The sequence below is a fragment of the Halomonas sp. THAF12 genome (genome assembly GCF_009363675.1).
Classification (GTDB): domain Bacteria; phylum Pseudomonadota; class Gammaproteobacteria; order Pseudomonadales; family Halomonadaceae; genus Halomonas; species Halomonas smyrnensis.
Map to the genome: position 1 here is coordinate 2,135,052 of NZ_CP045399.1, position 15,595 is coordinate 2,150,646.

Annotated in this window: 13 protein-coding genes; 8 read left to right on the forward strand and 5 right to left on the reverse strand. The window is 64.8% G+C overall.

From position 1 onward, the window contains the following. Positions 1-14: 14 nt before the first annotated feature. The 3 genes from FIU88_RS09805 to FIU88_RS09815 all read right to left on the reverse strand — a co-directional run bounded on the left by FIU88_RS09805 (position 15) and on the right by FIU88_RS09815 (position 3,873). A complete protein-coding gene (locus FIU88_RS09805) occupies positions 15-2,219 on the reverse strand; it encodes a polysaccharide biosynthesis tyrosine autokinase (protein WP_152479092.1) in 2,205 nt (734 codons plus the stop codon). 86 nt (positions 2,220-2,305) lie between these two features. Next, positions 2,306-2,743: a low molecular weight protein-tyrosine-phosphatase gene (locus tag FIU88_RS09810; protein WP_152479093.1), complete on the reverse strand. Its 438-nt coding sequence runs from the start codon at positions 2,741-2,743 to the stop codon at positions 2,306-2,308. Further along, on the reverse strand, positions 2,743-3,873 hold the full coding sequence (locus FIU88_RS09815; protein ID WP_152479094.1) for a polysaccharide export protein: 1,131 nt from the start codon (positions 3,871-3,873) through the stop codon (positions 2,743-2,745). The genes FIU88_RS09810 and FIU88_RS09815 overlap by 1 nt, the downstream gene beginning before the upstream one ends. 400 nt (positions 3,874-4,273) lie before the next feature. Between FIU88_RS09815 and FIU88_RS19185 the strand changes: the two genes are divergently transcribed. The 4 genes from FIU88_RS19185 (at position 4,274) to FIU88_RS09835 (ending at position 8,265) form a co-directional block, all read left to right on the forward strand. After that, the gene (locus FIU88_RS19185; protein WP_172977699.1) at positions 4,274-4,663 is read left to right on the forward strand and encodes a hypothetical protein; all 390 of its coding nucleotides are present in this window, start codon (positions 4,274-4,276) and stop codon (positions 4,661-4,663) included. 71 nt (positions 4,664-4,734) lie between these two features. Beyond that, entirely contained in the window at positions 4,735-5,340 is a 606-nt protein-coding gene (locus FIU88_RS09825; protein WP_172977700.1) for a YjbF family lipoprotein, read from the forward strand. A gap of 136 nt (positions 5,341-5,476) precedes the next feature. Beyond that, positions 5,477-6,166, forward strand: coding sequence for a capsule biosynthesis GfcC family protein (locus FIU88_RS09830; RefSeq protein ID WP_172977701.1), 690 nt, complete (start codon positions 5,477-5,479; stop codon positions 6,164-6,166). An 80-nt stretch (positions 6,167-6,246) separates the two neighbouring features. Then, complete coding sequence (locus tag FIU88_RS09835) at positions 6,247-8,265, forward strand: YjbH domain-containing protein (protein ID WP_216647269.1); 2,019 nt, start codon at positions 6,247-6,249, stop codon at positions 8,263-8,265. Positions 8,266-8,799: 534 nt separating this feature from the next. Here FIU88_RS09835 and FIU88_RS19515 read toward each other — a convergent pair. Then, positions 8,800-9,363 (reverse strand): pilin, encoded by a 564-nt coding sequence (locus tag FIU88_RS19515; RefSeq protein WP_301339534.1) that lies wholly within the window; start codon positions 9,361-9,363, stop codon positions 8,800-8,802. 288 nt (positions 9,364-9,651) lie between these two features. Here FIU88_RS19515 and pilB point away from each other — a divergent pair, with 288 nt between their 5' ends. Further along, positions 9,652-11,445, forward strand: a complete 1,794-nt coding sequence (gene pilB, locus FIU88_RS09845; protein ID WP_152479098.1) for a type IV-A pilus assembly ATPase PilB — start codon at positions 9,652-9,654, stop codon at positions 11,443-11,445. Between the two features lie 24 nt (positions 11,446-11,469). Continuing rightward, positions 11,470-12,702, forward strand: a complete 1,233-nt coding sequence (locus tag FIU88_RS09850) for a type II secretion system F family protein (protein WP_152479099.1) — start codon at positions 11,470-11,472, stop codon at positions 12,700-12,702. 194 nt (positions 12,703-12,896) lie between these two features. Here FIU88_RS09850 and FIU88_RS09860 read toward each other — a convergent pair whose 3' ends face one another. Next, positions 12,897-13,541 (reverse strand): TetR/AcrR family transcriptional regulator, encoded by a 645-nt coding sequence (locus FIU88_RS09860; RefSeq protein ID WP_016856438.1) that lies wholly within the window; start codon positions 13,539-13,541, stop codon positions 12,897-12,899. Positions 13,542-13,784: 243 nt separating this feature from the next. On the opposite strand from FIU88_RS09860, the gene lexA reads away from it, so the two are divergent. Then, on the forward strand, positions 13,785-14,447 hold the full coding sequence (lexA, locus tag FIU88_RS09865; protein ID WP_016856439.1) for a transcriptional repressor LexA: 663 nt from the start codon (positions 13,785-13,787) through the stop codon (positions 14,445-14,447). A 44-nt stretch (positions 14,448-14,491) separates the two neighbouring features. After that, complete coding sequence (gene dinB / locus FIU88_RS09870; RefSeq protein WP_152479101.1) at positions 14,492-15,547, forward strand: DNA polymerase IV; 1,056 nt, start codon at positions 14,492-14,494, stop codon at positions 15,545-15,547. Positions 15,548-15,595: the final 48 nt, after the last annotated feature.

Here is a 15,595-nt window from a genome sequence, read left to right on the forward strand (position 1 = left end):
TTCACTAAACGGGCTTATTTGTAGGCGTAGTTGTAGTAGCCGTAGCCGTAGCTGGTGGCCGCCTTGCGTTCCATGGCGTTGAGGATGGCGCCTTTGACCGGCACGCCGGTGGTTTCGAGGCGGCGCTTGGCAATTTCCAGCTCCTTAACAGGATTCATCTGGAAGCGTGTCACCATGAGGGTAGTGCCACACTGCTTGCCGATCACCGCCGCGTCGGTCACGGCCAGGATCGGCGGCGTGTCGATGACCACCAGGTCATATTGCTCACGAATATCCGCCAGAAACTGGCTGAAGCGTTCCTGCATCAGCAGCTCGGAAGGGTTGGGCGGAGCGCTGCCGCGTGAGATGTAGTCAAGCCCTTCAATGCTACCGGAACGCGTCACGTCGGCCAGCGCGGCCTTGCCGGAAAGAAGCTCGGAAAGGCCACCCTCGCTGCGGCCGCCGAAGGCATGATGCACATGGCCCTTGCGCATATCGGCATCGACCACCAGCACCCTCTGCCCGGCCTGGGCGCACACCGCGGCGAGGTTGATGGAAACGAAGCTCTTGCCGATGCCCGGGCTGGGGCCGGTGATCGCCAGCAGATTGTTACCGGCCTCCAGCATCGCGAAGTGCAGGCTGGTGCGCAGGCCGCGAATCGCTTCAATGGCAGTATCCGCCGGCGCCCGTTCGGCGAGGATGCCGGAGCTGATGTCCTGGCCACTCTTGTCGTTGCGATGCTTGACGCGCTTGATCAGCTTACCCTGCTCGTCGGAGAGCGGCACCGTGGCGTAGACGGGAATGCCGGCGTCCTCGATCTGCTCGGGCGACTCCACGCCGCGGCGCAGCAGACCGCGCACCAGCACCAGGCCCACCGCGAGCATGCCGCCCAGCAGCGTGGCCAGCACCACGATCAGCGGCTTCTTGGGCTCGACCGGTGCCGGTTGCACGGCGGCCTCGTCCAGGATGCGCACGTTACCGACCGTACTGGCCCGAGCAATCTTCATCTCCTGCATCTTGTTGAGCAGTTGAACGTAGACTTCCTGATTGACCTTGACGTCTCGACTCATCCGCAGCACCTGCTGCTGCGTCTCGGGCAGGCTGTCGACGCGCTCCTCGAGCTGGTCGCGCTCGTTCTGCAGCTGCTGCTTCTTCTCGAGCAAGGCCTGGTAGGTCGGGTGGCTGGTGGTGAAACGCCGAGAGATTTCCGCCTCTGTGAAGGAAAGCTCGTTTAGCTGCTTCTCGAGGTCCACGATGCGCTCGAGCAGCGATTCGGTTTCCATCGACAGGTCCACGCTGTCGCGCTCGGTGCGATAAGAGTTGAGCTGATCTTCCGCCTGGCGAAGCTGTTCACGCACCTGGGGCGTCTGATTCTCAAGGAACTCGAGACTTTTTTCCGCTTCGGCGGCCTGACGCTGAACGTTCTGGGTCAGATAGACCTCGCTGATCGCATCCAATACTCGGGCGGCGCGCTGCGGGTCGGTATCGCTCAGTGACAGGTCCAGCAGGCCGCTGTCCTTGCCTTGCTGGCTGACACCGAAACGTGAACGCAGGTCATTGATCACCGCCAGCCGCGAGGACTTCTGCAGAGTGAAGGTCGCACCCTCGCCGGCCTGTAACTCGGCGACGCGTAGCTGCACGCTTCCATCCAGGAATGACTCGTCGGTGCTGGCCTTTCCCTCACCCAACTCGCGGTCTTCCAGGCTCAGCCGGTAGCGATTCTCGCTTAGCACCGTTAGCTCGAACGGCTCGTCGATAAACATCGGCGACACCTGGAACTTGGCGACATTGATCGCTTCGCCGGCCCACACACTGGCCTCGGCGAACCCGGGGCGCTCCATGCCATGGCGCACCAGAAAATCACCGACCACCGGCAGGCGCTTCGGGGTCACCTGCAGTGTTAGTTGCTGCTGGTCCACTGCGCGCCCGAGCACCATGCGTGAACGCAGGATACCCACCTCGGTATCCGCCGAGGGTTCCTCACCGAGGATCGACTTCACGTCCTCAAGGGGGTTGCTCATCCCGGCCTTCTTCTCGACCTGCACCAGAGCATCGGCGCGATACACTGGCGTCGCCAGCAGCGCATAGGCAACGCCAGCCACGGCAAACACCGCGGTAATGCCGATGATCCACCACTTGTGATCGAGCAGCAGGCCGAACAGGCGCCCCAGGTCGATTTCGTCGTCGGCGGGGGCGGAAGAAGCGCGCGGATGCGAAGTGCTGTGGGAAGCGTCAGCCATAGGAGTACTGTCAGGTTGGGCGCCGACGTCCGACAGGACGGTGGCGCAATAAATGGAAAAAGCGTTGGAGTCTGCCCCCGTGGGGCTTAGATCTTGGCTGCCCAGGAAGCCGCGGCCTCCTTCAGCATTCGATGCACATGTTCGAAGGCTTCAGGGCTCTTGCGATAGGGATCGGGAATCTCGAGGCCCTTGCCGCCGTCGAGCCAGCGGCCGATCAGCATCGTCTTGCCCAGTGCGGCGGGCGCCATCTCGCCGATGGCACGGCGTTGACCTTCACTCATTACCAGGATGAGATCAGCGGATTGCAACATCTCTTGGGTGATCTGACGTGCCTGATGGGCCTCGACGTCCAGGCCTTCGGCTTCGGCCAATTCTCGTGCAGTCGGCTCGACGCCATGGCCCACCAATGCACCCAGCCCAGCGGATTCCACGTGACGCCCCGGCAGGGAGGCTTTGAGCATGGCCTCCCCCACGGGGCTACGGCAGATGTTACCGGTGCAGACGACAAGCAGGTGCTGAAACATCAGATGTCATTCCGCAGATCGTTAGCGTCATTGGCCGCTCGTGTAACCTGATACAGCGCGGTCACCGTCGGCAAGATCTGGTTGATGGTGCGGTTCCAACGCCCCAGCGAGGTGGTGGTCACATAGACCACGTCCGATGGCTCGAGGCGGAACTGCGTGCCGAGCACCATGGCCGCGGCGTTGCGGGCATTCAGCTGATAGACGGTGGCCAGCTTGTCCTGGCGCTGGGTATTGCGGCGAAACACGAAGATGCCACTGGCATCGGCCTGGGCCTCGTTGAAGCTGCCGGCACGGCTCAGCGCTTCGGTCAGGGTGATCGGCGAGCGACCCATGGGCAGAGACTGGGGCTCGCTCACCTCCCCCATCACAAACACCTGTTGCTCACCAAGATCGGGCACGTGCAGCACGTCATTATCCTGAAGCAGGAGGTCGCTAGACAGGTTGCCCTCGTTGAGCATGCCGTACACGTCGAGGGTGCGAGTTTCACCGTCTCGGGTCAGCTGCACACCGTGCCAGTTGGCCTGAGGCCCAAGCCCGCCACTCATGCTGATGGCGTCCAGCACCGTCATCGGCACATTGGTGATCGGCAGCTGCCCTGGCTCCCCTACCTCACCGGAGATCAACACGTCCTGGGAGTTGTAGGCGGCGATGCGCACTTCGACCTGAGGCGCGGCGATGAATTCGGCCAGCTGGCGTGAGATGGTCTCCCGCACTTCCGACACCGTCTGCCCTTCAACGGCCACTTCGCCGATGTAGGGATAGTAGATGGTGCCGTCCGGCTGAACGGTATTGCCCGACTCCGCCGCGCTGCGCTCACTGCCGGCGGGAATGGTCAGTTCAGGGTGGTCATAGACGATGATGCTCAGCACATCGCCCTTACCGATGCGATAGTCGTAACTGTCCAGGGCGGCGCGCTGGGCCTCGCTCATCTGTTTCAGCGCCTGATCATCCGGCGCGCGCCCTTGGCTGGTGATCAAGCCGAGGGTGATCGGTTCCACATCGACGAGATCGTCTACCGGCGCACTCTCGACGTCGGCATCGAAATGGCTACCGGGGGCGAAGGCGCATCCCGAGAGCCAGGCCACGCTGAGCAGGCTCGCCAGGAGTTTGAGAGGCGTTGAATGACGCATGCGGACTGCCTGTATTGAGTACTAGTTTTGTCATCAGGGCACGCTACCGCCCCGAGGTGTCATGGCGCATCCCCGAGGCCTGTATCGCTTGGCAACGCGCCAAAACGTCAATGTAGATCATGCAAAATGAATAGCTTGCGGATCATACATGACCTAGCGATGACATCACCAGCGCCGTGTTCGCAAGCATCAGATATGTATGAGAAGCGCCACATCGCTTGTAGGAAATCACTTACAAACCATTCATTTGCTTATTGTTTTATGCCACATTGGCAGTCATTTAATAAAAAAAGAGTCCGTGGCCGCTATCACCTCACTGCAACAGCTATGCGCTAGCCTTTAAAAGCATTAGCATGATGCTGTAGAAGTATGACCGTCACAGACGTAAGGGAGATTCAAGATGCTCAAGAAAGGACTGGCTTATCTCGCCATCGCCGGCATGACGGCCTCTCCGCTGGCCATGGCGCAGAGCGAAACCGGTAATGGCGCTGGCGGCGGCGGTAGCGCCGGTGCAGGTTCGGGCACGGCGGGTGCCAATGCGGGTGCCGGCGCAGGCAGCACAGCTGGCGCCGGTGCGGGCGCGGGCGCAGGCGCTGGTGCAGCCGGCGCAGGCGCTGGTGGCCTGGCGGCCGCAACCGGCCTTTCCACCGCGGCCCTTACGGGACTGGCCGTGGCAGGCGCCGTCGCTGTCGGCGTGGGCGTAGCGGCTTCCGGCGGTGGCGGAGGCGGTGATGGTGAGAGCGGCACTACCGGCACCACCGGCACTACCGGCACCACCGGTACTCGCTAAACGTCATGACCCTACGCGCGGTATATGGCCGAACACGAGGCCGCCTGCGGGCGGCCTCGTCTTGTGTAGCATTGGGCGTCGCACTCGCCTCGCTGAGCGGCTGCGCCAGTTCCGGCGAGACACCCCTCGGCGCCTCACTGAATGCCATCCTCTCTGGCGGCGACACCTCCGCCCAAGCCGAAGCGATACCCTACGCCTCCCTCGATGCGCGTATCGGCGATATCCGGGGCCTGATGGTGATGGGCGCCCAGGCTGGCGACATGACCTACTGGCCCGGTCGCAATGGCGTGGTACTGGAACTCGAGCAAGGCGGCCTGCATGCCTTTCAGGGCCTGGATGCACGATTGCTCGGCACGCAATACACGCCCTATTTCCCCTGGCAGCACACCGCTTCCGGGCAGGTCACGCTGACGCGCCAGGTTCAGAATGCCGCCGGCGACATACGGCGCTTTCAGGCCGAAGGCGCACCGCACTGCTCGCCCGCCCAACGCGTCGAGTTGCCACTGGGCGAACGCCGCCTCGAGACCTGCCGGGTCGAGTGGCACTGGGCGACCGGCGACACCACCAGCGCGACCTATTGGCGCGATCCTGCCACGCACCGCCTCTGGGCCGCGACCGAGACACCCTGGCCGAACGGCCCCGAGGTCTCGTGGCACGTCGCTCGCCACTGGTGGTAAGCCCGACATGAGCCGCCGCATGCGAACACTCCGAAGCACTGCCTCCCGTCTTTTGAAGCCTCACCTAGGGGCTTGCGCGCGCCGCCTCCTGGGCAGCGCTCTGCTCGGCGCGTCACTGGTCTCGGCCCCGTCATCGATGGCACAGACCAACGAGCCCGCGACCCTGATCGACGCCTGGCTGAATTGGCAACAACAGCGGCAGGCGACCGACCAGCCGCCCTTCGACTGGACCTACAGCTTTGCCCTGCGCCATGTCGACGCCGACCAGCTGGCCGACCGCCGCGCACGCCTGATCGCCGAAGTGAATGGCCTTGGCCCGGTGCTCGCGGCCGCGGGGCAGCAGCCCCTGCCCGATGCCCTGGCCCGCTGGTCGCGCCGGCTGCAGAGCATGCCCGCCAGGCCCGCCCGCAGCGCCGAGCCGCTGGGGCTGTTATCGCTGGCCGGCGCGCTGCGACAGAATCCGCCCATGGCCGACATCGACAGCCTCGGCACCTGCCACACGCCTGGCTGGGTAGAAGCCTGGACCCTGACCGGCGTGCAGCGCATCGACTGGTGGCCCGGCATGAGCGTCGACACCCTGCTCGACCGCCTGCCGGCCTCGGCAACCCAAGGGCTGGATGAGGTCAGCGTCATCACCCCCCGCGGCCAGTCGCGCACGCTCGGCAGCGCCGCCTGGAATCGCCAGGATGCCCCACTGGCGCCCGGCGCCCGTCTCGCCGTGCGTCTGCCTGAGCATTCTCAGGAAGCCCACATCATCAATCGTGAACTGGCCGCCTTCCTGGCGAGCCGACTGCCCGGCGACGACTGCACCCTATGGCCAAACTAGTTTCAGGGGTCAGACCCCGCTATTTCCTTGCCACCCCGCTGCTAGGCCTGACGCCCCTGCTGCTTGTCTCCCACACCGCCATGGCCGACAACCTGGGCACCGGCCAGAGCGATTTCGGCGGCGTGGGCCTGATGCAGACGCCTACGGCGCGGATGAATGAGGTCGGCAATTTCGCCGCGAGCTGGAGCCGCACCGAGCCCTATCGTCGCTTCAACGTCTTCGCCCAGCCGCTCGACTGGCTGGAGGTGGGCTTTCGCTATGTCTCGGTGGAAAACCGTCGCTATGGCGAAGAGATCGCCGGTGACCGCGACTATCTGGATAAAGGCATCGACGCCAAGTTTCGGCTTCGCGAGGAGGGGCGCTACTGGCCCGAGCTGGCCTTGGGGCTGCGCGATGCCGGCGGCACCTCCCAGTTCGGCGCCGAATATCTGGTCGCCAGCAAGCGCTGGAACTCGCTGGATGTCAGCCTGGGGCTGGGCTGGGGCTATCTCGGCAGCGCCGCGGATGTCGACTCGCCACTGGGCTGGATCGACCAGCGCTTCGACGACCGCCCCGATAATGCCGGCGGCGACCAGGGCGGCGAGTTCGCCCTCAGCCAGCTGTTTCGCGGCCCCATGTCGCTGTTCGGCGGCGTCGAGTACCAGACCCCCTGGGACCCGCTGATCCTGCAGCTCGAATACGAGGGCAACGACTATGCCCACGAGCCCCAGAACAACGACCAGCCGCAAGACTCGCGCTTCAACGTCGGCGCTCGCCTGCGGCTCGGTGACAACTTCGAGCTGCGCAGCGGCTGGCAGCGCGGCAACACGGCGATGCTCGGCCTGAGTTTCTCCACCAACCTGGCAGGCCTCGCCCAGGTCAAGCGCGATCCGCCGCCCCGTTCACTGAACGCCCCGGCCGATCCCGACTGGGCCACCACGGCACGGTCCCTGCAGCGCAACGCCGGCATCCGCGTCGACGCGATCCACCGCGACGGCAACGACCTCACCGTGACCGGCGAGCCTACGACTTACCGCGCGCTCAGCCAGAGCGAGGGCCGTGCCAACCGTATCCTCAGCGCCAAGGCCGACGACGACGTCGACACCTTCCACTACCGCTGGCAGCGCAAGGGCCTGACCCTGCGCGAAGACGTGCACGACCGCGACGCCTTCGAGGCCGCCGCTCAGAGCGCCTCGGCCGATACCGCCTACCGCTATGGCATCTACTCCCGCGCGCGCCTGGACGAACCCAAGGGCGAATCGCTCTATCGGGGCGATGCCCAGCGCGCCTCCTGGAGCGTCGGCCCCGCCATCGAGCAGAACTTCGGCGGCCCGGATGGTTATCTGTACCGGCTCTCTGCCTATGCCTCGGGCGAATACACCACCGATCGCAACGGCTGGTTCTCGGGTAGCGTGACCGCCACCCTGGCCGACAACCTCGACGAGTACGAGTACATCGCCGACTCCGACCTGCCGCGGGTGCGCACCTACATCGGCGACTACCTGGCCGAGACCGATCTCGGCATCAGCAACCTGCAGTACACCCGCACCGCCAAGCTCGGCGACGACCTCTACGCCATGGGCTACGGCGGCCTGCTGGAGATGATGTACGCCGGCGCCGGCGGCGAAATGCTGTATCGGCCCTTCGATGCCGGCTGGGCCCTGGGGCTGGATCTCAACTGGGTGCGCCAGCGCGACTTCGACCAGCAGTTCGGACTGCGCGACTACGAGACCTGGACCGGTCACGCCACCGCCTACGTCGATACCGGCTACGAGGACATCCTCGCCAGGCTCAGCGTCGGCCGCTACCTGGCCGGCGACTACGGCGCCACGGTCGACCTCTCACGCGAGTTCGACAACGGCGTGCGCATCGGCGCCTGGGCCACCTTCACCGATGCCGGCGACAGCTACGGCGAGGGCAGCTTCGACAAGGCCTTCTACGTCACCGTCCCGCTGGACGCCTTCTTCGTGCGCTCCAGCCGCAGCAGCGCCACCATCGCCTGGCAGCCGCTCACCCGCGACGGCGGCGCCCGCCTCGGCCGGCGCTACGCCCTCTACCCCCTGACAGAGGAGCGCGACCTCAGCCGCTACTGGGAGGAGTACGACAAGATCTGGGAGTAAATCGGGGTAGGATCATCAGAGTAATGCCCAAACGTCGGGGCCAGCCAATAGCGGCTGGCCCCGAGTTTTTTGTGAGCATGTTCTGATGCCTGCTTAAACAGCTCAAGAATTCGTGGACAGGTAATCATTTCAAACAGAGATATGCTCAGCGCTTCAACGACCTAAACCGGCGAATCGGAACTCTATGCGAGTACCGCTGGCCTAGCTATCGCATTATCCCCGGGAATACGACGAACCTCACCCATCTCAAGCGGAAAGCGGAGCAGCGCTGCCGGCACAATCGGGAACTCTTCCACCGCGCTCTCGACCCTGCTCTCCTCAATCAGATTCGCCACACCACTCACTGCGGCCGGGAGCTCGTCACCGAACGATTCCGGCAGCAGGTCACCAAGCGACTCGGACGACGTACCACGCCCGGCAGGCCCGGCCGCCAACCCAAAAGCGATTGAAACCCCAATAAAGAAAACGGCCGGCATAAGCCGACCGTCTTCGTTCATCGCGTTAATTGGGGTCTGTCCCCGACTCCCATTTATATTAAGTGTCAGCGCCAGAGGTAGTGAAAGGAGAAGTACTATAGTTCACGCTGCAAGAGCCTGGAAGAATACTAACCACATCTGTGGAGGAACCACCGCAAGCCCAACGATTCACATTGTCGCCAAGGTCATCTACTGTCATAGCCTCAGGTGTAGAGTCTTGAGGAACTAAATAAACAAATTGTCCATCAATATCTTCATCATCGAAACCTTGGATTGTAACTCTTACGACACCGTCTTGATCAGTATCGATAGCACCAACATATTGGGTTCCATCACTAGACACTTGCTCGCACCCCCAGTTGCCCGCGCCGGGTGCTACAGTAGCTGTCTGATACTTCTCTGTCACAGCCGTTCTACATCCTCCAGCGGCCGCTACAACTTCTGACATTCTAGCTTTATTCACATAATTCTGGTATTGCGGAATAGCCACCGCCGCCAAGATCCCGATAATCGCCACCACGATCATCAGCTCGATCAGGGTAAAACCGCCCTGAGCGCGCCGCATGCCCTTCATCATGCTTTGTGTCTTCATCTCGTTCACCCCTTGCTCGTTGTCCTTCACGGCGGCTGGCCCTCAGCCCCGCGCACGGCGGCGACCCGCCGCCCTGTCGATTACGTTAAGTTACAGCCAGTGCGACTGCAAGACCGTCATCCATTTAAAATCTAATATATCATCCTTCACTCAATCTATTATCGCATGATCTCACCTAGGTCAAAGGCTGATAGGACGCTCATCGCCTATGGCCGCTACCCGCGCGAAGGGACTAGAATCGACATTAAGCCCCCATCATGATGCCGATCCGGTCTCGCCCTCGCCACACAGGGCCCCCGGCCGGCCACCAGGAGCTCCATGAACGACTATCGTCCTCCCTCTGCCGATCGCCCGCCTTCCTCACACCAGGCGGACACCTCACCCGCCGGCCGCCTGCGCGGCATGCGCGGCCTGGCCCGCCGGCTGGTGACGGACGGCCTGCTGACCGAGGCGGCGGCACAGCTCGCCGAGCAGGAGGCCCGGGAGGCCGAGACCTCGCTGCTCAAGCACGTCATCACCACGGGGCTGGTGCAGGCGCGTCAGGCCACGCTCACGGCCGCCTGGGAATATGGCCTGCCGATCATCGATCTGGATGCCCTGCGGCTGGAGAGCCTGCCCGACGCCGGCGACTATCCCGACAAGCTGCTGCGCAGGCTCGGCGTGCTGCCGCTGCACCGCCGCGGCCACAAGCTCACTGTCGCCGTGCCCTACCCCAGCACCCTGGCCCAGCTCGACGAACTGCAGTTCGCCACCGGCCTGTCGCTGGAGGGAGTGCTGGCCCCAATCGATCAGCTCGGCCCGGTGCTGGAGGCCTACCTGGCCCGCAGCGAGTCGTCGATGCTCGACGAGCTGTCCAACGTCGACGACGCCGTGGGCGAGCTGGAGTTCGGTGAGGACGTCGTCGACGTCACCAACGAACAGCAGGCGATCGCCAACGCCAACGCCGGCGACGATACGCCGATCGTCAAGTTCGTCAACAAGATCCTGCTCGACGCCATCCGCCGCGGCGCCTCGGACATCCACTTCGAACCTTACGAGACCAGCTACCGGGTGCGCTTTCGCATCGACGGCATCCTGCACGATGCGGCCCATCCGCCCTTCGCCATGCGCAATCGCATCGCCGCCCGCCTCAAGGTCATGGCGCGGCTGGACATCTCCGAGCGCCGCCTGCCCCAGGACGGCGCCATCAAGCTCAAGGTCTCCTCGACCCGCTCCATCGACTTTCGCGTCAACTCGCTGCCCACCGTCTACGGCGAGAAGATGGTCCTGCGTATCCTCGATCCCAGCTCGGCACAGATGGGCATCGAGCAGCTGGGCTTCACGCCCGAGCAGCGCGCCATGTACGAGAACGTGCTGGAGCACCCTCAGGGCATGATCCTGGTCACCGGCCCCACCGGCAGCGGCAAGACGGTGACGCTCTACACCGGCATCAACATCCTCAACGAGATCGAGCGCAACATCTGCACCGCCGAGGACCCGGTGGAGATCAGGGTGCCCGGCGTCAACCAGGTCAACGTGATGCCGCGCATCGGGCTCGACTTCGCCAGCGCCCTGCGCGCCTTCCTGCGCCAGGACCCGGATGTGGTGATGGTCGGCGAGATCCGCGACCTGGAAACCGCCGAGATCGCGGTCAAGGCCTCCCAGACCGGCCACCTGGTGCTCTCCACCGTGCACACCAACTCCGCGGCGGAGACCCTCACCCGCTTGGCCAACATGGGCGTGGCGCCGTTCAATATCGCGAGTTCCGTGAGCCTGATCATCGCCCAGCGCCTGGCCCGGCGGCTGTGCCCGAACTGCAAGCAGCCCGCCGACATTCCGCGCGAGGCGCTGCTGGCCCAGGGCTTCAGCGAGGAAGAGGTCGAGGGCGCCACCATCTACGAACCGGTGGGCTGCCAGCACTGCACCCAGGGCTTCAAGGGCCGGGTCGGCATCTACGAGGTGGTGCCGATCTCCCACGCCATGAGCCAGCTGATCATGACCCACGGCAACGCCATGGACTTCGATACCCAGGCGCGCGAGGAAGGCCACCCGGACCTGCGCCGCAGCGGCCTGTTGAAGGTCATGCAGGGCATGACCAGCCTGGCCGAGGTCAACCGGGTCACCAAGGAATAACGCACGCAACGCGGGGAACGCATCATGGCAACGGCCATTTACCACAAGGGCCAGAAGCTCAGGCTGTATCGCTGGCACTGGTCCGGCAAGGGCCCGCAGGGCCGCAAGATCAGCGGCGAGATCATCGCCAAGAGCCGCGTCGAGGTCGAGAAGGAACTCTCCGGCCAGAACATCATCGTCAAGACCATCCGCCGCAAGAGCGGCATCGGCAACGGCATGGGCAAGGTCAAGCCGCGCGACATCATGCTGTTCGCCCGCCAGATGGCGACCATGATCCGCGCCGGCGTGCCGGCCCTGCAGGCCTTCCAGGTGGTGGCCGAGAGCATGAGGAAGCCGGCCATGCGCGGCCTGGTGCAGGAGCTGATGAACGAGGTCGCCGCCGGCGCCAGCTTCTCCGAGACGCTACGGCGTCATCCGGCCTACTTCGACCGGCTGTTCTGCAACCTGGTGGAGGCCGGCGAGCAGTCCGGCTCACTGGACCGCATGCTCGAGCGCGTGGCCACCTACAAGGAGAAGGTGGAATCGCTCAAGGCCCGGGTGAAGAAGGCGCTGTGGTACCCCACCGCGGTGATCGCGGTGGGCATCGGCGTCACCGCGATCCTGCTGATCAAGGTGGTGCCGCAGTTCGAGAGCCTGTTCCAGGGCTTCGGCGCCGAGCTGCCGGCGATGACGCGCATGACCATCCAGCTCTCGGAGCTGGCCCAGCAGTACTGGCTGTGGGCGCTGGGCGCGGTGGTGGCCGCCATCTTCTTCATTCGCGCCGGCATCAAGCGCTCCGAGCCCTTCGCCTACCGCATGCACGCCCTGGCGCTGCGCCTTCCGGTGATCGGCGACATCCTCGACAAGTCCTGCGTGGCCCGCTACTCACGCACCCTGGCCACCACCTTCGGCGCCGGCGTGCCGCTGGTCGAGGCACTGGAGACCGCCGCCGGCGCCTCCGGCAACAAGGTCTACGAGCGCGCGGTCGAACAGGTCCGCGACGACGTCGCCACCGGCCAGCAGCTGCACTTCGCCATGCGCCTGACCGAGCAGTTCCCGGCGCTGGCGGTGCAGATGGTCGGCATCGGCGAGGAAGCCGGCGCCCTGGACGCCATGCTCAACCGGGTGGCGGACTACTACGAGGAAGACGTCGACAACAAGGTCGACGCCCTCACCTCGCTGCTCGAGCCGTTCATCATCGTGGTGCTGGGCGTGCTGGTCGGCGGGCTGGTGATCTCGATGTACCTGCCGATCTTCGAGCTGGGCAGCGTGATCTAAAGGGCAAGCTGCAAGCTGCAAGCTGCAAGCTGCAAGCTGCAAGCTGCAAGCTGCAAGCTGCAAGCTGCAAGCTGCAAGCTGCAAGTCGGCAGCCTGAAACCGCCCGAAGCAAAAGAAAACCCGAAGGGCATGGCCTTCGGGTTTTCTTGTCGCTCGGCGCTTGTCGCTCGGCGCTTGTCGCTCGGCGCTCGGCGCTATTCCGGCAGAGGTGCCTGAATGGCGGCGACCACCACCGGGCGCAGCTTCTGCACCAGCTCCGACACCGAGACCCGCTCGCCATAGTCGTGCTCGGCGATGTCGCGCAGCGCATCCAGCCCGGAGAGCGTGAAGATCACCGACCCCAGGATGAAGTGCAGGCGCCAGAAGCGCTCGGCATCCGGCAGCTCCGGCGTGGCCTGCCGCACCAGCTCGATGAAGCGGTTGAAGGCCTCGCCATACTGCGCCTGGATATAGCCGCGCAGGTGCCCCTGGGCCTGGCTGTAGGCGAGGCCCAGCAGGCGCATGAACACCTTCAGGCTGTCCCGTTCGGCGGGCACCTCCAGCACCGTGCGGGCCATGGTCTCCAGCAGTTCCTCGAGCGGAATCTGGCTGCCGTCGCGGGCATGGCGCGCCTCGAGCTCGTCCAGCGCCAGATGAAAGCGTTCGGTGAAAGGATCGAGATAGCGGGCGAACACCGCCTGGATCAGCGACTTCTTGGAGCCGAAGTGGTAGTTGACCGCCGCCAGGTTCACCTTGGCCTTGCTGGTGATGTTCCGCAGCGAGGTCTCGGCGAAGCCGCGCTCGGCGAACAGCACCTCGGCGGTATCGAGAATGCGAGTGACGGTATCGGGCTGGGCCATCGGTTCGATCCGGTGTTGTGTGGTCTCGGGCGTGAGAAAACGCCTGTTTCAAACTGTCCTTGAATCATGAGAGTGCAGCGTCAGGCGCGGCAAGGTCAACCATCATACGTTTGAAACGGATTGGACGAACGCCACGGTGAGGAGACTCGGCAGGAAAACGGCGCCGCGATCACGCTTTTACTGGATGGAATCCCATGCTGTATACTTGATCAATACTCGCCCCCCATCCGCTCCGGAGGCCGCATGACTCGCCCCCTCACGTCACGCCAGCAGAACGTCTATGACTTCATCGTCAAGACCATGAACGAGCTGGGCTATCCGCCGACCCGAGCGGAAATTTCCCGCGCCCTGGGCTTCAAGTCGCCCAACGCCGCCGAGGAGCACCTGCGCGCCCTGGAGCGCAAGGGCGTGATCCGCGTGATTCGCGGCACCTCCCGCGGCATCCGTCTGCCGGCCCAGGAGGCCGAGGCCAGCGAGGGCGCAGCCAACGACGAGCCGAGCCAGAGCCAGGGCCTGCCGATCATCGGCGAGGTCGCCGCCGGCAGCCCGATCCTGGCCGCCGAGCATATCGACCGCTATTGCCCGCTGCCGGCGGAATACTTCACTCCCAGGGCCGACTACCTGCTGCGGGTGCGCGGCCTGTCGATGAAGGACGTCGGCATCATGGAAGGCGACCTGCTCGCCGTTCACCGCACCGAGCGCATCCGCGACGGCCAGATCGTGGTCGCACGCCTGGAAGACGAAGTGACGGTCAAGCGCTTCCATCGCCAGGGGCACAAGGTTCGCCTCGACGCGGAGAATGCCGACTTCGATCCCATCGAGGTCGACCTGCGCCATGACGCCTTCGAGATCGAGGGTATCGGCGTGGGGGTGATCCGCGGCGGCAACGGCCAGGCCCTGGGCTAACGCCGGCAGCGCTCGCCAGGCGTCAAACCGTTTTCTCTGCTGACATGGGCACCCAGCGCAAGATCCTGCACGCCGACTGCGACTGCTTCTACGCCGCCGTCGAGATGCGCGACGATCCGAGCCTGCGCGATATCCCCATCGCCATCGGCCGCTCGCGAGAGCATCGCGGGGTCATCGCCACCTGCAATTACCCCGCCCGGGCCTTCGGCATCCACTCGGCGATGCCCACGGCCCAGGCCCTGCGCCTCTGCCCCCACCTCACCCTGCTGCCGGGCGACTTCGACAAGTACCGCGAGGTCTCCCGGCAGATCCAGGCCGTGTTCTATGAGCTGACCCCGCTGGTGGAGCCGCTGTCGCTGGACGAGGCCTATCTGGACGTCACCGACGTCGAGGGCTTCCAGGGCAGCGCCACCTGGATGGCGCAGTGGATCAAGCGGGAATGCTTCGCGCGCACCGGCATCACCGTCTCGGTGGGCGCCGCGCCGACCAAGTTCCTGGCCAAGGTGGCCAGCGACTGGGAGAAGCCCGACGGGCTCACGGTGATACCACCGGATCGCGTGGCGGCGTTCGTGTCGCAGCTGCCGGTCGGCAAGCTGCACGGCGTGGGGCCGGCCACCAAAGCCCGACTCGAGGCGCTGGACGTGGCGACCTGCGCGGACCTGCGCCGCCTGCCACGCGAACGACTGGTCGAGGAGTTCGGCAAGTTCGGCCAGCGGCTGTTCGAGCTGGCCCGCGGCATCGACGAGCGCCCGGTAAAGGTGGAACGGGAGCGCAAGTCGGTCAGCGTCGAGAGCACCTTCGACCGCGACCTGCCCGACCTGGCCAGCGCCCAGGCGGCGCTGACGCCGCTCTGCGACAAGCTAGTCCAACGCCTGACCCGGCACGGCGAGCCGGCGGTCGCCGGCCTGTTCGTCAAGGTGCGCTTCGACGACTTCAGCCTGACCACGCTGGAAAGCCGCGGCCAGGCCATCGACCGCGACAGCTACCAGCGCCTGCTGGAACAGGCCTGGGCCCGGGCCTCGCGCCCGGTGCGCCTGCTGGGCGTAGGCGTTCGGCTGCAGCCGGAGGCCGCCCGTCAGCAGCTGACCCTGCCCCTCTAGGTGCTGTACGACAACTGTCTGCGCTCGCCGACTTTTCGCACACAACCT